Annotated in this window: 15 protein-coding genes; 3 read left to right on the plus strand and 12 right to left on the minus strand. The window is 63.5% G+C overall.

From position 1 onward, the window contains the following. Nucleotides 1-30 precede the first annotated feature (30 nt). From AC4HIX_RS01495 to yajC, 5 genes are read right to left on the minus strand one after another with little or no spacing between them, the layout of a single operon-like run. Nucleotides 31-384, minus strand: coding sequence for an Mth938-like domain-containing protein (locus AC4HIX_RS01495; RefSeq protein WP_490397596.1), 354 nt, complete (start codon nucleotides 382-384; stop codon nucleotides 31-33). A gap of 11 nt (nucleotides 385-395) precedes the next feature. Continuing rightward, the gene (locus AC4HIX_RS01500) at nucleotides 396-1,148 is read right to left on the minus strand and encodes a TSUP family transporter (protein ID WP_490397597.1); all 753 of its coding nucleotides are present in this window, start codon (nucleotides 1,146-1,148) and stop codon (nucleotides 396-398) included. Continuing rightward, nucleotides 1,141-2,109 (minus strand): protein translocase subunit SecF, encoded by a 969-nt coding sequence (gene secF / locus AC4HIX_RS01505; protein WP_490397598.1) that lies wholly within the window; start codon nucleotides 2,107-2,109, stop codon nucleotides 1,141-1,143. The genes AC4HIX_RS01500 and secF overlap by 8 nt, the downstream gene beginning before the upstream one ends. A 1-nt stretch (nucleotide 2,110) precedes the next feature. Next, on the minus strand, nucleotides 2,111-3,772 hold the full coding sequence (gene secD / locus AC4HIX_RS01510; RefSeq protein ID WP_490397599.1) for a protein translocase subunit SecD: 1,662 nt from the start codon (nucleotides 3,770-3,772) through the stop codon (nucleotides 2,111-2,113). A 33-nt stretch (nucleotides 3,773-3,805) separates the two neighbouring features. Beyond that, nucleotides 3,806-4,090: a preprotein translocase subunit YajC gene (gene yajC / locus AC4HIX_RS01515; protein WP_008556864.1), complete on the minus strand. Its 285-nt coding sequence runs from the start codon at nucleotides 4,088-4,090 to the stop codon at nucleotides 3,806-3,808. 302 nt (nucleotides 4,091-4,392) lie between these two features. Between yajC and serS the strand changes: the two genes are divergently transcribed. Continuing rightward, on the plus strand, nucleotides 4,393-5,685 hold the full coding sequence (serS, locus tag AC4HIX_RS01520) for a serine--tRNA ligase (protein WP_490397600.1): 1,293 nt from the start codon (nucleotides 4,393-4,395) through the stop codon (nucleotides 5,683-5,685). 73 nt (nucleotides 5,686-5,758) lie between these two features. On the opposite strand, the gene AC4HIX_RS01525 is transcribed toward serS, so the two are convergent. From AC4HIX_RS01525 to AC4HIX_RS01545, 5 genes are all read right to left on the minus strand, one after another. Then, nucleotides 5,759-6,304, minus strand: a complete 546-nt coding sequence (locus tag AC4HIX_RS01525; protein WP_490397601.1) for a helix-hairpin-helix domain-containing protein — start codon at nucleotides 6,302-6,304, stop codon at nucleotides 5,759-5,761. A gap of 68 nt (nucleotides 6,305-6,372) precedes the next feature. Further along, the gene (locus AC4HIX_RS01530) at nucleotides 6,373-7,326 is read right to left on the minus strand and encodes a fatty acid desaturase (RefSeq protein WP_490397602.1); all 954 of its coding nucleotides are present in this window, start codon (nucleotides 7,324-7,326) and stop codon (nucleotides 6,373-6,375) included. A gap of 301 nt (nucleotides 7,327-7,627) precedes the next feature. Beyond that, nucleotides 7,628-9,091, minus strand: coding sequence for a ribosome biogenesis GTPase Der (gene der, locus AC4HIX_RS01535; protein ID WP_490397603.1), 1,464 nt, complete (start codon nucleotides 9,089-9,091; stop codon nucleotides 7,628-7,630). A gap of 72 nt (nucleotides 9,092-9,163) precedes the next feature. Then, entirely contained in the window at nucleotides 9,164-10,486 is a 1,323-nt protein-coding gene (locus AC4HIX_RS01540) for a PQQ-like beta-propeller repeat protein (protein ID WP_490397604.1), read from the minus strand. A 52-nt stretch (nucleotides 10,487-10,538) separates the two neighbouring features. Then, the gene (locus AC4HIX_RS01545) at nucleotides 10,539-11,210 is read right to left on the minus strand and encodes a hypothetical protein (protein WP_490397605.1); all 672 of its coding nucleotides are present in this window, start codon (nucleotides 11,208-11,210) and stop codon (nucleotides 10,539-10,541) included. A 290-nt stretch (nucleotides 11,211-11,500) separates the two neighbouring features. On the opposite strand from AC4HIX_RS01545, the gene AC4HIX_RS01550 reads away from it, so the two are divergent. Both AC4HIX_RS01550 and AC4HIX_RS01555 read left to right on the plus strand, forming a co-directional pair. After that, a complete protein-coding gene (locus AC4HIX_RS01550) occupies nucleotides 11,501-12,616 on the plus strand; it encodes an efflux RND transporter periplasmic adaptor subunit (protein ID WP_490397606.1) in 1,116 nt (371 codons plus the stop codon). Beyond that, nucleotides 12,613-16,443 carry an efflux RND transporter permease subunit gene (locus AC4HIX_RS01555; protein WP_490397607.1) on the plus strand — a complete coding sequence of 1,277 codons (3,831 nt, stop codon included), beginning with the start codon at nucleotides 12,613-12,615 and terminating at the stop codon, nucleotides 16,441-16,443. Before AC4HIX_RS01550 ends, AC4HIX_RS01555 begins: the two co-directional genes overlap by 4 nt. 66 nt (nucleotides 16,444-16,509) lie before the next feature. Here AC4HIX_RS01555 and AC4HIX_RS01560 read toward each other — a convergent pair whose 3' ends face one another. Beyond that, on the minus strand, nucleotides 16,510-16,836 hold the full coding sequence (locus AC4HIX_RS01560) for a hypothetical protein (protein WP_490397608.1): 327 nt from the start codon (nucleotides 16,834-16,836) through the stop codon (nucleotides 16,510-16,512). A 136-nt stretch (nucleotides 16,837-16,972) separates the two neighbouring features. Continuing rightward, a complete protein-coding gene (locus tag AC4HIX_RS01565) occupies nucleotides 16,973-18,802 on the minus strand; it encodes an ABCB family ABC transporter ATP-binding protein/permease (RefSeq protein WP_490397609.1) in 1,830 nt (609 codons plus the stop codon). Nucleotides 18,803-18,833 lie beyond the last annotated feature (31 nt).

The raw sequence follows: 18,833 nt of genomic DNA on the forward strand, positions 1-18,833 counted from the left end.
TTTGCGGCAGGTCAAATGAAAATCAGGAAGTCAGACCGGCAGCGCCGCCATGGCAATCCGGCGCCCCTCGGACAGGAGCACATTGTAGGTGCGGCATGCGGCGGGCGAGTTCATGATCTCAACGCCCAGCCCGGCCTCCTCCAGCGCCTCGCGCAGCTCTGCAGGGATATGCGCGATCTCAGGCCCGGTGCCGATGAACAGCACGTCGATCTCTCCGGCCAGTGCCAGCAGCGGTTGCGCATCGGCCATACCGCCCCAAGCCGCAGTGCCCCCCGCCGAGGTCAGCACCGCCCCCTGGTGCACCTGTCCGCCAATCCGGAAGAACCCTTCACCATAGCCGTCAACCGGCAGCGCGTCGGAATAGCTCACTTCGTTCAGGCGCATCTGGGGTCCTTTCAGTCAAATACCGGGAGGCTGGATAACACGGCCAGCGCAATCACGGAATAGGAGGCGAAGCGGTAGAGCTTCTCCAGTTTGGGATCAAACAGGGCCTTGCCGGTCAGCGTGGTGATCAAATAAGGCACACCCAGCAGCGCGGCCAGAATGAACGCCTTGAGGCTGGCCATGCCGCCAAAGATAAGGTTGACCGCGATCACCACATCCAGCGCCGCCAGGAACACGATGGTATTGGCCCGCACCCGCGCCACGTCGCGCACGTTGGCCAGGTAGAAGACGATGATCACCGGTCCCGTCAGACCGGTCATGCCGCCAACGATGCCCGCCGCGCCGCCAATGGCGAACCGGCCCGGCCAGCCGAGCTTGCCCTGCCAGCGCCAGCCGGAAATCACGGCGGCCAGTGTTACGCCGATCACCCCGGCCGCAACCCAGCGCAGGGTCAGCGGATCCATCTGTGACATGATCCACAAACCAACAGGCACGGTCACAGCGGCGGCCATGGACAACGCCCCGACCTCTGCCCGGTCGGCCTTGCTCCAGGCCTGCGGGAACAGGGTGATGGTGGAAAACACCCCCATCAGCACCATCAGGAACACTACATCCGCCGACGGCAGGAACTGCGCCCCGACGGGGACAAAGATCATCGCGGTGCCAAAACCAGTGAAGCCGCGGACTAGACCCGCGGCTCCGATGGTGACCAGCAGCCAGAACAGCCCCGGCGTTTGCAGGGCTGCCTGAAAGGCCTCAAGCATCAATGTTGCCGAACTGGTTGCCGACGGTATTCGCCTGCTTCGACCAATCGCGCTTCACTCCCAGCTTCAGCAGGATGGTGGAGGCAACGAACACGGACGAATAGGTCCCGACCAGAACACCCCAGATCATCGCAAACACAAAGCCGCGGATCACGTCTCCGCCCAGCACATAAAGCGAAACCAGCGCAAGCAAAGTGGTGACAGAGGTCATCATCGTCCGGCTGAGGGTCTCGTTGATCGAGATGTTCAGAACCTCGGCCAGGTCTTTCTTCTTGTAGCGTCGCAGGTTCTCGCGCACCCGGTCAAAGACAACCACGGTATCGTTCAGCGAATAGCCAACGATCGTCAGCAGCGCCGCGATGATCGCCAGGTCGAACTTGATCTGAAGCTCCGAGAAGACGCCGATGGTCAGCACCACGTCATGCACCAGCGCCGCCACTGCGCCGAGCGCGAACTGCCATTCGAACCGCAGCCAGATGTAGACCAGCACCGCCGCAATGGCGAGCACAACGGCAATCACCGCGGTCTGGATCAGCTCGCCCGAGACCTTGGGGCCCACGGATTCGACCGACACAAACTTGATGCCTGGCGCCACGCCTTCCAGCGAGGCTTTCAGCGTTTCGATCATCTCACCCGAGATCGCCTCGCCGTCGTCCTGCGCCTGAATGCGGATCATGGCAACGTGCTGGTCCTCCTCAAAGGCCGGGTCGAACACCTCGGTGATCGACACGTCACCCAGTTCATGCACTGCCAGCGCATCGCGGTAGGCGCCCACGTCCACGGCCTCGGCGGCCTCGGTCCGGATGGTGGTGCCGCCGCGGAAGTCGATGCCGAAGTTCAGCCCCTGCCACATGAAGGAGGCAAAACCCACCACCATCATCAGGGCGGAGATGCCCAGCCACAGCTTGGCGCGCTTGAAGAAATCGAAAGAGGTTTCCTGGGGAACAAGTCTCAGCCGCATCTTACACCTCAATCGTTTTCGGACGGCGCCGTTCAAACCACATGACGATCATCAGGCGGGTGACAAAGATCGCGGTGAATACCGAGGTCATAATGCCCAGCCCCAGGGTGATCGCAAAGCCGCGCACCGGGCCGGAGCCCATCGCGAACAGGATCACCGCGGTGATGAAGGTGGTGATGTTGGCGTCAAGGATGGCGCTCAGCGCCTTGGAGTAGCCTTCGTCGATGGCCTTGGCCGGGCCGCGGCCGGACTTAAGCTCTTCGCGGATACGCTCGAAAACCAGCACGTTGGCGTCCACTGCCATACCAACGGTCAGAACAATACCGGCAATGCCCGGCAGTGTCAGGGTGCCGCCAATGAGACTTAGCATGCCAAAGATAAGCGCGATGTTCAGCACCAGCGCCACGTTGGCAAACATGCCGAACATTCCGTAGCTGCCGACCATGTAGACAAGCACAGCAACGAAGGCCACGGCAGTCGCCACCTTACCCGCGTCGATGCTGTCCTGGCCCAGCTCGGGGCCGATGGTGCGCTCTTCCAGGAACTCCAGCCCGGCAGGCAGCGCGCCTGCGCGCAGAAGAACCGCAAGGTTGGTGCTTTCCTCGATGGTGAAGTTGCCGGTGATGATGCCGGAACCGCCCGGGATGTGCGACTGGATCACCGGGGCGGACACCACCTCGTCATCCAGCACGATCGCAAAGGGCGAGCCGATGTTTTCAGCGGTGTAGTCGCCGAACCGCCGCGCGCCGGAGGTGTTGAAGCGGAAAGTCACCGCAGGCCGTCCGTTCTGGTCGAACGAGGGCTGCGCATCCACCAGGTCTTCGCCGGTCACAACAGCCGCGGCCTCGATGGTGTAGTAGGCGCCTTGCTCATCCAGTGACGGGATCACCTTGTTGCCGATGCCGGGGGCGGCGTCCGGATCGCTGCCGCGGCCCACAACCGGATTGAAGGTCAGCTGCGCGGTGGTGCCGATGATCGCCTTGAGTTCAGACGCGGACCCGATGCCCGGCACCTGAATAAGGATCCGGTCAGCGCCCTGGCGCTGAATGGTCGGCTCGCGGGTGCCTACCTCGTCGATCCGGCGGCGCACGATCTCCAGCGCCTGGCGCACGGTGCGGTCATCGGAGGCGACCTTCTCCGCCTCGCTCAGGCGCACTACCAGGATATCGCCTTCGGCCGAAACCTCGATATCATTTGCGCCGACCCCAGTCAGCGTGGTGATCGGGTTGGCCAGGCCGCGCACCACTTCCAGCGCGCGGGCCATGCCATCGGGCTTGGAGAGCTTCAGGCGAATCTCATCCGCAGGCCCCGGCTGACGGCGGAAGGTGCCGACGGTGCTGCGCTCGGGCCGCAGTGCATCACGCACCTCCGGCCACAGCGCGTCCATCCGCGCTTCATAGACGTCTTCAACCTGCACCTCGGCCAGCAGATGCGCTCCGCCCCGCAGGTCGAGGCCCAGGTTCACCAGCCCCGACGGCAGGAAGGACGGCCACTGGCCTGCCGTTTCCAGCCGTTCCGGCGTCTCGCCCTTGGCGATGATGTCGGCGGCCGCGTCATTGGCCTGTTCGACGCGGGTGTAAAAACCGTTTGGCAGGGCAAGCATCAACCCAGCTGCGCATACCAGCCAGATCAGCACCCTCTTCCAGAGATCAATTTGCAGCATTGCCCTGCCTTTTCAGATAGTTGCGAAGGGCGATCAGGCTGCCGGCTCGGTCTTGTTCAGAACCTGGGCAATGGTCGCCTTGACCACGCGCACCTTGACGCCCTCGGCGATCTCCACTTCGATCTCGCCGTCTTCCTTGACCTTGGCCACCTTGCCGATAACGCCGCCTTGGGTCACCACCTGATCGCCGCGGCGCAGGCCGTCCACCATCGCCTGATGCTGTTTCATCTTCTTCTGCTGCGGGCGGATCAGCAGGAAGTACATGATCGCGAAGATCAGGATAAGCGGGAGAAATTGGGCGACTGCGCCACCGTCCATGGGATATTCCTTCTGTCAAAGCGGCATGGGTGTCACGCCGGAAATTTGCAGCGGAACCTATGCGCTGGGTGGATGGAGCGCAAGGCTCACGCGGCGCAAAAGCGCGAGCGCAAAACGCCGTTGCAGGATTGCCCTCAACGGCCTGTCGAAGGGGCCTTTCCGGTGAAGACTGCGTGGCTCGGGCCGTGGCCGGAATCCCCAACCTGCACGCAGACCGTTCGCCCCCCTTCCCCTTTGTTCACCCTTGCGTCATAGGATGGGCCTACTGATTCAAATATCATTCAACGCTAGGAGAGACTCTCATGCATGACATCCGCGCTATCCGCGAAAACCCTGCCGCATTCGACGCCGCTGTGGCGCGGCGCGGGGATGCGGGCGTGTCATCCGAGATCCTGGCGCTGGATGAGGCGCGCCGCGCCAAGATCCTGGCTGCGGAAACCGCTCAGGCTGAGCAGAACAAGGCCTCCAAGGAAGTCGGCGCTGCCAAGGGCCGCGGCGATGAGGCCGAGTTTGAGCGCCTGCGCGCACTAGTGGCCGAGAAGAAGGCCGAAGTGGCGGCCATGAACACCGAGGCCAAGGAACTGGACCAGCAGCTGACCGACATGCTCGGCACCATTCCGAACCTTGCATTCGAAGATGTGCCGCTGGGCGAGGATGAAGACGACAACGTCGAAATCCGCCGCTGGGGCGAGCCGAAGGCGCTGGAGTTCGAGGCCAAGGAGCATTTCGAAATCGAAGGCGTGAAGCCCGGCATGGATTTCGAGGTTGCGGCCAAGCTCTCGGGCAGCCGCTTCGTTGTTCTGTCCGGCGCGGTCGCCCGCATCCACCGCGCTCTGGCGCAGTTCATGATCAACACCCATGTTGACGAGAACGGCCTGACCGAGACCTGGACCCCGGTTCTGGTGCGCGAAGAAATGATGTACGGCACCGGCCAGCTCCCCAAGTTCGGCGAGGACAGCTACAAGACCACCGATGGCTGGTGGCTGGTTCCGACGGCTGAGGTCACGCTGACCAACATCGTCAACGGCCTGACGGTCGAGGAAGGCTACCTGCCGCGCCGCTATGTGGCGCACACCCAGTGCTTCCGCTCCGAGGCCGGTTCGGCCGGCAAGGACACCGCGGGCATGCTGCGCCAGCATCAGTTCGAAAAGGTCGAGATGGTCTCGGTCACCCATCCCGACAAGAGTGTCGAGGAGCATGAGCGCATGACCCGCTGCGCCGAGAACATTCTGGAGCGTCTGGGCCTGCCCTATCGCACCATTGTGCTGTGCACCGGCGACATGGGCTTTGGCGCCCGCAAGACCCACGATATCGAGGTCTGGGTTCCCGGCCAGAACACCTACCGCGAGATCTCCTCGGTCTCGGTCTGCGGCGATTTCCAGGCCCGCCGGATGAACGCGCGCTTCAAGCCTGCCGACGGCGGCAAGCCGCAGTTCGTGCATACGCTGAACGGCTCCGGCCTGGCCGTCGGGCGCTGCCTGATCGCGGTGCTGGAAAACGGCCAGCAGGCAGATGGTTCGGTCAAGCTGCCGGAAGTTCTGGCGCCATATTTGGGCGGTAAGCTGACCCTGACCGCTGACGGCGATCTGGTCTGATCCAACCCCAGCCAGAAAAAAACAAACCGGCGCCATACGGCGCCGGTTTTTCTTTACACTCAAAGGCTTGACACTACTTCTTCGCCTTTTTCTTCTTTTTCTCCGCAGTCTTCCCGTCCAAAATCGCTTGCGCCTTGGCCTTCTCTTTTTCGATGGCTTTCTTGGCCTTGGCTTTCATCTTCTTGGCCTTTTGCTTGGCCTTGATCTTCGCCGCAGCAAATTCCTCCGCCAGATTTGCAGCCTTGCGCTTGGCCTTTGCGGCTTTGGCCTTGGCCTTGGCCGCCTTGTCCTCCGCGGCCTTGCGGGCTGCTTCGGCTTCGGCCAGTTTCCTGTCCATCTCTTCCTGCGAAATCTGCGCCTGCGGCTCCGCAGCCTTTCCGGCAAGCTCCCCCTTCACCGGCGCGCCGCCTGACCCAGCCGGGCCATCCGGCGTCTCTGCATCTGCCGCTTCCGTTGCAAGCGCTCTCAGCGCCGCCGCACGGTTTGCGCCAATCCCGGGTATGCTGCGCAGCCTGGACTCATTCGCAGCGGCCAGGTCTTCGGCGGTTTGAATGCCGTTTTCCTGCAGCACCTTGGCCAACGCCGGCCCAACCCCGCGCAGTTTGTGAATTGGTGTCATGTCCGCGCCCTTCGCCGGTTTCTCAAATCACTCGCACCTTTAATCGTGTCAGACTTGCACGAAACAGCTTAGGCAGGAAAGGGCACGAGGCATTTTTTCTCTTCATCCCAAAGCTTTAGCGTCAAAGCGCGCACCGCCTCCGGGAATTTGATCCGGCGCAGCCCCAATTCCGGCGGCAGGCTGTAATGGCACTGGCGCAGCCGGTAGGACGGAATGCGGGCATTGTAATGGTGGATGTCGTGCAAGGTGATATTCGCCACTGCCATGTCGAAGAACCATCCGAAATCCAGGCATGAGGAGCCCTGCAGCGCCGCCACCTGCGGGTTCAGGTCCGGGCGGCGGTCCCAGTAGGTGTCCTCGAAATTATGCTGCAGGTAGACCAGGAACACTCCGATCATGCCGCCGAGGAAGGAGAACGCCAGCCACACCCAGATGCCGGTCATCCCCGCCACCCGGTACAGAAGCGCCAGCATCGCCACGATCACCAGATTGTGCAGAATCACCCCCCAAGCCCCAAAGCGGACCGTGTTCTTGGGCCAGCGGTAGCGGATGAAGTAGGTAAAGGCGGAGCCCAGCGGCACCAGCACAAACGGGTTGCGGTAAAGCCGGTAGCCCAGCCGCTCCCAGAACCCGGCCGCCTTCCACTCCCGCACCGTCATCGTGTGGATCTCACCGGTTTCGCGGTGCTCCAGGTTGCCGATGTTGGAATGGTGCAGGTTGTGGTTCTGCTTCATCACCTCGAACGGCGCAAAGGTGAAGGGCGACAGCACATGGCCCGCGATCTCGTTCTGCAGGCGGGTCTCAAACAACGAGTGGTGCCCGGTGTCATGCTGCAGCACATAGAGGCGCACCGCGGCAAAGGCAAAGACCACGCCCGCGGGCATCAGCACATACCAGCGGTCCGCATGGGCTATGGCCAGGTAAAGTGACAGGAAATAAACCGCAAATGTCCCGAAATAGCTGACCGCGGCCAGCCTGTTATCCTTCTCGATGAACTTTCGCGTATGTGCCCTCAGATCCATGAAAACGTCCATAAAATCGTTTCGTGACAGGCGTGCGAAACACACAGGCTGTCCAAGGTAGAATCTCAGATAATCCCGCCAGCCTCAAAGACAAGGCTGCCGCATTGCAAGATGCGCAACCTAAAGGTTAGCAAGCCGCCACCAGAATGGGAAGACCGTCCGCTGCCCCGGGCCGGGACAGGCGAAAGGGCGCCGTTTACACGACGCAAAAACGCCGCCCGTCAGGGCGGCGCCGGGCCCAACGGGCCAAGGTATTCTGCGAATGCCGCAGGCCGGGCGGGAGCGCCCCCGCCCCGGCGGTTCAGCTGCCGCGCTTGTTCAGGTGCTTGGCCAGCGCGCCCGCATTCTTGGCCCGCTTGCCTTTATAGGGGTTCTTGTCCCCCTGCCCGCGCATATACAGGCGGATCGGCGTGCCGGGCATGTCGAAATCCTCGCGCAGCCCGTTGACCAGATAGCGGGTATAGCTGTCCGGCAGCTTGTCGGGATGCGAGCACATCACCACAAACCCTGGCGGGCGGCTCTTGGCCTGGGTCATGTAGCGCAGCTTGATCCGTTTGCCCTGCGGGGCTGGCGGCGGGTGCTGCTCCAGCATGCCAACCAGCCAGCGGTTCAGCGCCGCAGTAGGCACCCGGCGGTTCCAGGTGCCATAGGCGCGCATGATCGCCTCATGCAGCCGGTCCAGCCCCTTGCCGGTCTTGGCGGAAACCGTCACCAGCGGCGCGCCGCGAAGCTGCGGCAGCAGGCGGCCGAAGGCCTCCTTGAGGTCGCGCAGCTTTTCCTGCTTGTGCTCTTCGGCGTCCCATTTGTTGACCGCCACCACAACCGCGCGCCCCTCGCGCTCGGCCAGGTCGGCAATCCGAAGGTCCTGCTGTTCAAACGGGATGCTGGCATCCAGCAGCACCACCACAACCTCGGCGAATTTCACCGCGCGCAGGCCATCGGAGACAGAGAGCTTCTCCAGCTTCTCCTGCACCTTGGCCTTCTTGCGCATGCCGGCGGTGTCGAACACCCGCATCGGCACGTCTTTCCAGTTGATCTTCAGCGAGATCGCATCGCGGGTAATCCCGGCTTCAGGCCCGGTCAGCAGCCGCTCCTCGCCCAGGATTTTGTTGATCAGCGTCGACTTGCCCGCGTTCGGGCGGCCCACCACAGCGACTTGCAAGGGCTTGGCATCGGTCGGAACCGGAATGACCTCTTCCTCGTCCTCGCCGATCTCTTCATAGACCTCGACATCGGTGACCGGCGCGTGGTCTTCGGCCTCGGCCTCGAACTTTTCCGCCAGCGGCTGCAGAATACCGTAAAGGTCCGGCATCCCCTCACCATGCTCGCCCGACAGGCGCAGCGGCTCGCCCAGGCCCAGGCCATAGGCCTCCAGCACGCCCGCCTCGGCGGCGTTTCCCTCGGCCTTGTTGGCGGCCAGGATCACATGTGCGGACTTGCGGCGCAGGATGTCGGCAAAGATCTCATCGGTCGGGGTGACGCCGGTGCGGGCGTCGATCATGAACAGGCAGATGTCGGCCATATCCACCGCCCGCTCGGTCAGGCGGCGCATGCGGCCCTCCAGCGAGTTGTCGGTGGCGTCTTCCAGACCGGCGGTGTCGATCACCGTAAAGCGCAGATCCCCCAGCCGTGCCTCGCCCTCGCGCAGGTCGCGCGTAACGCCCGGCTGGTCATCGACCAGGGCCAGCTTCTTGCCAACAAGGCGGTTGAACAGGGTGGACTTGCCCACATTGGGACGGCCCACGATGGCGAGGGTAAAGGACATCAGACCAGCTTTCTGCGATTCAGACGCGGCTCATAGCGTATTCGTACGGCCTCCGCCACCCGGAAACACGGATCAGCGGTACGCCAGCAATTCACCGTTGGAGGAAACCACATACAGCGTGCGCCCCGCAACCACCGGCGCGGTGGTGGCACCGCCGGGCACATCGGCTGTACGGGTCAGGCGGCCGTCGACCGGGTTAAAAAAGCGCAGCAGCCCGTCATTGGAGGCCAGAACGATCTGTCCGCCCGCCAGCACGGGGCCGTGATGCACATAGATCTTCCCGCGCTTGCCCGGCTTGTCTTTCACAAAGCCCGGCAGGTCCACCGCCCAGATCACCTCGCCCGTGCCGGCATCCAGGCGCAGCAGCTGATTGAGGTCACTCACCTGAAACAGGCTGCCCCCCGCAGGCCAGGCAGTGCCAGAGGCGCCTTCGCGCGCGGTCCAAAGACGGTCGCCGGTGTCCAGGTCAATGGCCACGGTCCGGCCAGAGTTGTTGCCTGCGTACAGACGCTTGCCTGCAACCACCGGCGCCCCGGTCACATCGCTGATCCGCGACAGGGTCTGGCCGGTGCGCTGGCCAGCCACCGACGCGCTCCAGCGGCGCAGGCCGCCGCGGCGGAAGGTGGCGATCAGGTCGCCGGAGCCAAAGGCAAAGATAGCGAGGTCACTGGTGACCACAGGCGCCGGCGCGCCCAAGACATTAGCGGCCGAAGGCGAGGCCTCGATCTGCCAGGCAATCCGCCCGTCCTTGGTGTTCACCGCCCAGCCGGTGTCGTCACCTGCAACCAGATAAACCAGCCCGCCGCTGACACGCGGCTGGCCGGAGCCGGTCGCGCCCAATTCCTGACGCCAGATCAGGCTGCCATCAGCGGCGTTCAAAGCGGTCAGCACACCAAAACCGGAGGAAATATACAGTACGCCGTTATCATAGGCCAAGCCGCCGCCCGTTGCCTGCCCCTCGTCATCCACCGCCGGGATCAGTTCGCTCTGCCACAGGACTTGGCCCTGCGGCGAGACCGCAGAAACCTGCGCGGCGCTGTCCAGCGTATATATACGCCCGCCGCCGACGACCGGCGTCGCAATGATGCGCTGGCGGCGGCTGTCGCCCTCACCGATTGAGGCGGACCAGATACGCTGCGGCGCGGCAGACAGGGCCGGATGCGCGGTGCGGCCCGCCTCAGCACCATGGCCCTGGGCCCACTCTGGATTGGCGGCTTGCGCGGGCAGCGAAATGGGACGGGCCTGGTTGACCACCTCCACAGCTGCGTCGGGCCGGATATCCTCGCGCTCGCCGCGCAGAATGATTTCCTCTTCCCCGCAAGCGGCCAGCACGGCCAAAGCTGCAGTTGTGCACAGAAGACCCCGTGCCCGGGAGAAAGTCTTGGTTATTGTCATTGCCCTGCCCTGTCTGCCGTAGTCTTCCGCAAGTTCCCATCCGCGGAACGCCTTACCCCTCTGGCGCAGCGTCCCCCTCCAGGGAGCCGCCGAGCGCCACAATCACCTGAGATGCCCGGTCTTTCAAGTCTCCGCTTACTGCGGCATCGGCTGCAATGTCCCGCAGCCGGGCAATCGCGGCCTCGCTGTTGCCGTCCTCGATGTCCAGCAGCGCCAGCTGTTCGGACGCCAGCAGTGCCAGCGGCGCGCCGGGCTGGGCAAGTGCTTCATACTGCAGGCGGCGGTCCGCCACGCTCAGAGTGTCCGCCTGCAGCGACAGCGCCTTGAAGCTGGCGATATGGCGGTAGATCAGCGGCAGCTCGCCATCAACGGCCACGGCCTCGAGCCGGGCCACGGCCTCGGCGGTTTTGCCCGCTTCGGCCAGCGCGCCCGCTTCCAGCATCGCGGCAACCGCGGCGCCGCCAGCGCCCGAGGCCGTCACCGCCGCCAGTGCCGAAGCCTGGTCTTCGCTGCCGTCAATCTCCAGCGCCGCCGTTATCTGGTCGCCCAGATCCTCCGCCGCCGCGCGCTCCTGCGCTTTGGTGTATTCGCGGAACGCCGCGCCGCCGACAATCAGCGCCACAGCCACGCCGCCAATCCAGCCATAACGTTTGAGCATCAGGAAAAGCCGGTCACGGCGGACCTCTTCGGTCACCTCATCGATAAAGCTGTCGGTATCGCTCATGAAAAGCCCCTGATATGCGCGGCCCGGGCCTGCGCCCTTGCCGGTATTGAATGCGTCGCGCCCCTCTTACCCCGGCTCAAACGCCAAGCCAAGTGGCCCGTTTGCACCAGAAACATCGGTATTCAGGCCGGAAAAGCAAGAAATGTGAACTAAACCACTTAGTTTAGAATGGACATATCCTATATCAGGCCTATCACATACGCGCGACTCCCCTTGTTTTCAGGCCCGGCCGTCCGGCGGCCCAGGAGCACAGCGCGCAGGGAGACGGCAAGAATAAGGAAAGGCCCGACATGCGTATCATCCCGATGCTGACCGCAGTGGTGGTGACAGCCAGCCTCTACATGGTGGTTATCCAGCGTGACGACCTGATGGCCTTTGCCCGTGGCGAGGATGCCCCTGACGCTGCCCAGAGTGAAGCGGAAACCACCGAGGGGCTGGAGCTGGCCCAGGCGGATGAGACGCGCGTGGGCGTCGTTGCACTGCAAAGCAAGGCGCGCACCATCGGCAGCGCGGTGATCCTGCGCGGCCAGACCCAGGCCATCCGCCAGGTGGACGTGCGGGCGGAGACCACCTCGACCGTGATTTCCGAGCCGCTGCGCAAGGGCGCCCAAGTTGAGAAGGGCGATGTCCTGTGCCAGCTGGACCCGGGCACCCGCGACGCAACACTGCAGGAAGCGCAAGCGCGGCTGAAGGAAGCCAAGATCAATCTTACCGCCTCCTCCAAACTGTCCGAAGGCGGCTATGCCTCGGAAACCCGGCTGGCCGCATCTGAAGCAGCGGAACGCACTGCCATTGCCGCAGTTGCCGCCGCGACGAAGGAACTGGAGCGGCTGACGATCACCGCGCCTTTCGCGGGCCTGCTGGAAAGCGACACCGCGGAACTGGGCAGCCTGCTGCAGCCCGGCAGCCTGTGCGGCACGGTGATCCAGCTCGATACCATCAAGCTGGTGGGCTATGTGCCCGAGGCTGAAGTTAACAAGGTGGAACTGGGCGCAACCGCAGGCGCAGAGCTGTCGACCGGCCAGCAGGTTCAGGGCAAGGTCACCTTCCTGAGCCGCTCTGCCGATCCCACCACCCGCACTTTTGAGGTCGAAATTACGGTGCCGAACCCGGATCTCAGCATCCGCGACGGCCAGACCGCCGATATCGCAATCTCCTCCGCCGGACGGCTGGCCCACAAGCTGCCGCAATCGGCCCTGACCTTGAACAACGAGGGCCAGCTGGGCGTGCGCGTTGTCGGCGGGGACAGCACCGTGGTATTCTACCCCGTGCAGCTCCTGCGGGATGAGGCCGATGGCGTTTGGCTCGGCGGCCTGCCCGAAACCGCGGACGTGATCGTCGTGGGTCAGGATTTTGTAACCGAAGGCGTCGCCGTGGCGGCCACCTACCGGGAGACTGAACAGTGATTGGCATCGTCGACTGGGCTGCCGGCCGCGCCCGGATGGTCCTCGCATTCATCGCGATCTCGCTGCTTGTCGGCGGCTTCGCGTACTCGATGCTGCCCAAGGAGGGCGAGCCGGACATCGAGATCCCCGCCCTGTTTATCTCGGTCCCCTTCCCCGGCATCTCCGCCGAGGACGCCGAATCCCTGATGGTCAAGGTGATGGAGACAGAGCTTGCCGACCTGGACGGGCTCGACAAGATGACCTCCACCGCCGCCGAAGGCTATGCCGGTGTGGCGCTTGAGTTCGAATTCGGCTGGGACAAGACCGCCATCATGGCCGACGTGCGCGACGCCATGGACAAGGCGGAGGCAGAGTTCCCGGAAGGAGCCGAGAAATACTCAATCACCGAGATCAACTTCTCGGAATTTCCGATTGTCATCGTGAACCTGACCGGTGCCGTGCCGGAACGCACGATGGCGCGCATTGCCAAGGACTTGCAGGACGACCTTGAGGCGCTGGACGCGGTACTGGAGGCTGGTATTGCAGGCAACCGCGACGAGATGGTCGAAGTGCTGATCGACCCGCTGCGGCTGGAGGCCTACAACGTCACAGCACTTGAGCTGATCACTGTCGTCCAGAACAACAACCAGCTGATTGCGGCCGGTGAGGTCGAAACCAGCCAGGGCGCGTTCTCGGTCAAGATCCCCTCCTCCTTTGACGACGTTAAGGACATCTACCAGCTGCCGGTCAAGACCAACGGCGACCGCGTGGTCACCCTGGGCGAGCTGGCGCAGATCAACTTCACCTTCGAGGACCGCGAAGGCACCGCCCGCTTCAACGGCGAGGACACGGTCGCCCTGCAGGTGGTCAAGCGCAAGGGCTACAACCTGATCGACACCGTCGACCAGGTGAAGGCGACCGTGGAGGACTCCAAGTCCAAATGGCCGCCGGAACTGCAGGCCGCGGTTGAGGTCGGCACATCCAACGACCAGAGCCGCGTGGTCGGCTCGATGGTCAGCCAGCTCGAAGGTTCGGTCCTGACCGCCATCGCGCTGGTGATGATCGTCGTGCTCTCCGCGCTTGGCAGCCGCGCTGCCCTGCTGGTGGGCTTTGCGATCCCCACTTCCTTCCTGCTGTGCTTTGCCTTCCTCGCCCTGATGGGTGTCACCATTTCCAACATGGTGATGTTCGGTCTGATCCTGGCCGTGGGCATGCTGGTCGACGGTGCCATTGTGATCGTGGAGTATGCCGACAAGCGCATCAAAGAGGGCACCGGCCCGATGCACGCTTATGTCGAGGCGGCGCAGCGGATGTTCTGGCCGGTGGTGTCTTCCACCGCGACCACGCTCTGTGCCTTCCTGCCCCTGTTGTTCTGGCCTGGTGTGCCCGGGGAATTCATGGGCATGCTGCCGGTCACCATGATCTTCGTGCTGTCCGCCTCGCTGGTGGTGGCGCTGATCTATCTGCCGGTCATGGGCGGCGTCACCGGCCGCATCAGCCGCACGTTTGAGGGCGCCTCCCGCGCGCTGCGCATGGCCGCCCCCTGGTGGCTGCGCGCTGCCCTGGTTCCGGTGGCGATGTGGGGCATGTTCGCAGGCGCTATGCAGATGCTGAACCCGGCCTACCTGCTGGGCGAAGGCGCAGGCGGTATCGGCGGGGTGCTGTTCGGCGGGCTGGTCTTTGCCCTGGCGGCCTTTGGCGCATCCATCACCCTCAGTGCGGCCAAGATTGAACGCGAGCAAAAGGAGGTCGCCGCCGGCTACCACCACACACCGTTCGGCCATGTGATTAAGTTCATCGCCGGCAACCCGATCATGCCGGTGGTCACCGTCGGCGCGGTAGGTTTTGCCATCGTGACGGTCTTCGCCACCTTCAGCGAAAACAACTATGGCGTTGAATTCTTCGTCGACTCAGAACCGGAACAGGCCTCGGCCTATGTCCGCGCCCGCGGCAACATCTCGCTGCACGAAAAGGACGACATGGTCCGCGCCGCCGAAGACATCATCATGCAGCACCACGCGGTGATCAACGTCTTCTCCTTTGCCGGCGACGGCGGCCTCAACACCGACAGCTCCGGCGCGCAGCTGCCGCCAGACACCATCGGCCAGGTCCAGTTCGAGATCATCCCCTGGGAAGACCGCCCCACCGAAAGCGAGCCGCTGGACGGCTGGTTCGGCGGGCTGCTGAGCAAATACCTGGGCTTTGAAAAGGAAATCATCGCCGAGGAATACGACGGCAATACGGTTCTGGATGAACTGAACGCCGAACTGGCCAAGCTGCCCGGGTTCGAGGTAGAGGTCCGCGCCCTGGCGCAAGGCCCCGCCACCGGCAAGCCAGTCCACCTGCGCCTGCGCGGCGACGGCTGGGAGGATCTGACAAGCGCAACCCTGACAGCACGGAAGCACTTTGAGAACACGCCCGGCCTGATCCTGATCGAAGACAGCCTGCCGCTGCCCGGCATCGACTGGCAAATCAACGTGGACGTGGAAAAGGCCGGCCGCTATGGCGCCGATGTGGCGACCGTTGGCGCGATGGTGCAGCTGGTCACGCGCGGCATTCTGCTGGACACCATGCGCGTCGACAGCTCGGACGAGGAAATAGAGATCCGCGTCCGCCTGCCGGAACAGGACCGCGTGCTGTCGACGCTCGACAACCTCAAGGTCCGCACCTCCGACGGGCTGGTGCCGCTGTCGAACTTCGTCTCCCGCCAGCCGGTGCCGAAACTGGCAGAGATCAACCGCATCGGCCAGGAGCGTTTCTATGACGTGAAAGCGGATGTGGATGCTGGCCTGAGCAAGGTTGTTATCGAAGACGCGGACACCGGCGAGGAGACCCGCCTGGCACTGCTCAAAGAAGTTCCAGAAGGCGCGTCAGCAAATGGCGAAACCATCACCGCTCCCAACGGCAGCACTCTGGAGCTGGTGCAGCTGACCGGCGCCGAAAGCTTTGACGCCCTGCAAACAGCGCTGGAGGACGGAGCCAGAATTGCGCCGGTGAACCCGAACGAGCGGATCGCCGTCATCACCGAATGGCTGGAAACCGAGCCGCTGCCGCGCAGCATCAGCTGGGAATGGACCGGCGACCAGGAGGAGCAGGAGGAGTCCGGCGCCTTCCTGTCCAAGGCTTTCCTGGGCGCGCTGGCGCTGATGTTCGTGATCCTGCTGGCGCAGTTCAACAGCTTCTACAACTCGGTGCTGGTGCTGCTGGCGGTGGTTCTCTCCACCACCGGCGTGCTGATCGGCATGATGGTGATGCAGCAGCCGTTCTCGATCATCATGACCGGCACAGGCATCGTGGCGCTGGCGGGGATCGTTGTGAACAACAACATCGTGCTGATCGACACCTATCAGGAGTTCAGCCAGAAGATGCCCCGGATCGAAGCGATCATCCGCACGGCTGAGGCGCGTATCCGCCCGGTTCTGCTGACCACCATCACCACGATGGCGGGCCTCACCCCTATGATGTTCGGCGTCAGCCTCGACTTCATCAACGGCGGCTATTCGATCGACAGTCCCACCGCGCTGTGGTGGAAACAGCTGGCCACCGCCGTGGTTTTCGGCCTGGGCATCGCCACCGTGCTGACCCTGGTGGTGACCCCCTCGCTGCTGGCAATCCGGGTGTGGTTCTCCACCTATATGCAATCGCTGGGGCGGATGCTGTCCCGCCTTACCCGCGGCCGTTCAAGCCGCATCGCGCAGGACTCCAAGCTGTTCAAAAAGGCCCGCCAGCTGCCGACCACGGAGATCCAGTGGGTGGAGGACGCGGCGCCTGAGACAAGCGAAGGCGAGGCCAAAGAAGACGAGCCGCAGCCGCCTGCCCCGCGCGGACGCTTGCGTGCTGCTGAATAAACAAAAAAGCCCCGCTCCGGCGGGGCTTTTCATTACAACACGCCGGACCCTCCGGCAGGCCCTTGATTAGTCGGTAAAGGCGTATTCGCCCAGATCACACAGATCGAGGCCATAGTCTTCTGCTTCGGACCCGTCGGAAAAGCTGCCGCGAATGTCATATACGCATGTGGTTGCGCCATCGGCAATCAGCACACCGATCTCATAGCCAGGCGCCAGATAACCGCCCGCCATCAGGTTGCCTTCCCAGTTGTCAGAAGACGCGGGCGATACATTGAAGCCAACCAGATCAGCGCTGCTGTCGTTTACAAGAAGAAACTCCAGGTCTTCGGCATAGACAGGTGCTTGAAAAGCAAGCAGTACAGCCACGGAGGCGGCAGTCAGTTGGGTCTTCATTCGTTTGTCCTCGTCTGCAAGCCGGCCAGCGCAGATGCGGCCGGTTCCCGGAATAGACGCACCTTAAGAACGGCAGGCAGCCGGTCAATGGGGAATGCCAGTAATGGTTTCCCCACGGTAAGGCTGCGCGGGAAAGTCAGGCCGCGTCCTGATCCGCCTGTTGGCGCTGCCACAACCGGGCATAACGGCCATCCTTGGCGAGCAGCTCCTCGTGGGTGCCGGTTTCAGCAATCTCGCCCTGCTCCAGCACTACGATCCGGTCGGCCTCGGCGATGGTCGACAGCCGGTGCGCAATGGTCAGAACCGTGCGACCCTGCCCTGCCCGGGCCAGTGCTTCCTTGATTTCCTGTTCGGTATCGGTGTCCAGCGCCGAAGTCGCCTCGTCCAGCAGCAGCACCGGCGGGTTCTTCAGCAGCGTCCGGGCAATCCCGACGCGCTGCTTCTCACCGCCCGACAATTTCAGGCCGCGTTCCCCCACCTGGGTGTCATACCCCTCCGGCAGCGCCATGATGAAGTCGTGGATTTGAGCATCGCGGGCCGCCTGCTCTACCTCCTCCTGGGTGGCGCCGTCACGGCCATAGGCGATGTTGTAGCGGATCGTATCGTTGAACAGCACCGTGTCCTGCGGCACCACCCCGATCGCCTGATGCAGGCTCTTCTGGGTCACATCGCGCACGTCCTGGCCGTCTATCTTCAGCGCCCCGCCGGTCACGTCATAGAACCGGAACAGCAGCCGCCCGATGGTCGATTTGCCGGACCCGGTGGAGCCGACAATGGCCACCGTCTGCCCAGGTTCCGCCTGCAGCGAGATGCCCTTCAGGATTTCCCGGCCCGCATCATAGGAGAACCGCACATTCTCCAGCGTGATACGCCCGCCATTGACCTTCAGCTCCCCGGCGCCGGGACGGTCGCTCACATCGGCAGGCTGCTCCAGCAGATCGAACATTTCCCCCATGTCCACCAGGCTCTGGCGGATTTCGCGATAGACGGTGCCAAGGAAGTTCAGCGGCACGGTGATCTGGATCATGTAGGCGTTGACCATAACGAAATCTCCGACGGTCAGCCTGCCTTGCTCAACCCCGATGGCCGCCATCACCATGACGCCGATCAAACCGGCGGTGATGATCACGCTCTGGCCGAAATTCAGCGCCGCCAGCGAATAGGCGGTCTTGAGCGCCGCCCGCGCATAGCCGCGCATGGCGCCGTCATAGCGCTCGGCCTCCCGCTCCTCTGCGACGAAATACTTGACCGTCTCAAAGTTCAGCAGGCTGTCGATGGCCTTTTGGTTGGCGTCGGTATCCTGCTGGTTCATCTCCCGGCGCAGCTTCACCCGCCATTCGGTGACCGCGAAAGTGAACCAGACATAAAGGCCGATGGTGACGGCCACGACCACCAGATACCAGGCGTCGAACAGCACCGTCAGGATCACTGCCACCAGAGTCAGCTCCAGGATCAGCGGGCCGATGGAAAACAGCATGAAGCGCAGGAGGAACTCCACGCCCTTCACCCCGCGCTCGATAATGCGGCTCAGCCCGCCGGTCTTGCGGGTGATGTGATAGCGCATCGACAGGCGGTGGATATGGGTAAAGGTCTCCAGCGCAAGGCGGCGCAGCGCCCGCTGGCCCACCGGTGCAAACACCGCATCGCGAAGCTGCTGAAACCCGGTGGTCAGGATCCGCGACACGCCATAAGCCACCGTGAGACCAACCGCACCCAGCGCCAGCGGCGGCACGCCTTCGCCCGCCAGACTGTCCACCGCGCCCTTGTACAGCATCGGCGTGTAAACCGCGATCAGCTTGGCCAGAACCAGCACCGCCAGCGCCAGAACCACCCGCAACTTTACCGCGCGATTTCCTTCAGGCCACAGATACGGCCCCACCTTGCGCAGGGTGCGCAGGCCCGAGCGGCGTTCTTCCTTGGCGATGTCTGCTTGGCTCGGCACGGCGGCCTGATCTGTCTGGGTCATGGCTAATCCTGGCTGGACCCCTTCAGATATT

The sequence above is a fragment of the Leisingera sp. genome, from assembly GCF_982940295.1.

Coding starts and splice junctions, on each gene's coding strand:
- AC4HIX_RS01495 (WP_490397596.1), bottom strand. CDS start 384: ATGCGCCTGAACGAAGTGAGCTATTCCGACGCGCTGCCGGTTGACGGC.
- AC4HIX_RS01500 (WP_490397597.1), bottom strand. CDS start 1,148: ATGCTTGAGGCCTTTCAGGCAGCCCTGCAAACGCCGGGGCTGTTCTGG.
- secF (WP_490397598.1), bottom strand. CDS start 2,109: ATGCGGCTGAGACTTGTTCCCCAGGAAACCTCTTTCGATTTCTTCAAG.
- secD (WP_490397599.1), bottom strand. CDS start 3,772: ATGCTGCAAATTGATCTCTGGAAGAGGGTGCTGATCTGGCTGGTATGC.
- yajC (WP_008556864.1), bottom strand. CDS start 4,090: ATGGACGGTGGCGCAGTCGCCCAATTTCTCCCGCTTATCCTGATCTTC.
- serS (WP_490397600.1), top strand. CDS start 4,393: ATGCATGACATCCGCGCTATCCGCGAAAACCCTGCCGCATTCGACGCC.
- AC4HIX_RS01525 (WP_490397601.1), bottom strand. CDS start 6,304: ATGACACCAATTCACAAACTGCGCGGGGTTGGGCCGGCGTTGGCCAAG.
- AC4HIX_RS01530 (WP_490397602.1), bottom strand. CDS start 7,326: ATGGATCTGAGGGCACATACGCGAAAGTTCATCGAGAAGGATAACAGG.
- der (WP_490397603.1), bottom strand. CDS start 9,091: ATGTCCTTTACCCTCGCCATCGTGGGCCGTCCCAATGTGGGCAAGTCC.
- AC4HIX_RS01540 (WP_490397604.1), bottom strand. CDS start 10,486: ATGACAATAACCAAGACTTTCTCCCGGGCACGGGGTCTTCTGTGCACA.
- AC4HIX_RS01545 (WP_490397605.1), bottom strand. CDS start 11,210: ATGAGCGATACCGACAGCTTTATCGATGAGGTGACCGAAGAGGTCCGC.
- AC4HIX_RS01550 (WP_490397606.1), top strand. CDS start 11,501: ATGCGTATCATCCCGATGCTGACCGCAGTGGTGGTGACAGCCAGCCTC.
- AC4HIX_RS01560 (WP_490397608.1), bottom strand. CDS start 16,836: ATGAAGACCCAACTGACTGCCGCCTCCGTGGCTGTACTGCTTGCTTTT.
- AC4HIX_RS01565 (WP_490397609.1), bottom strand. CDS start 18,802: ATGACCCAGACAGATCAGGCCGCCGTGCCGAGCCAAGCAGACATCGCC.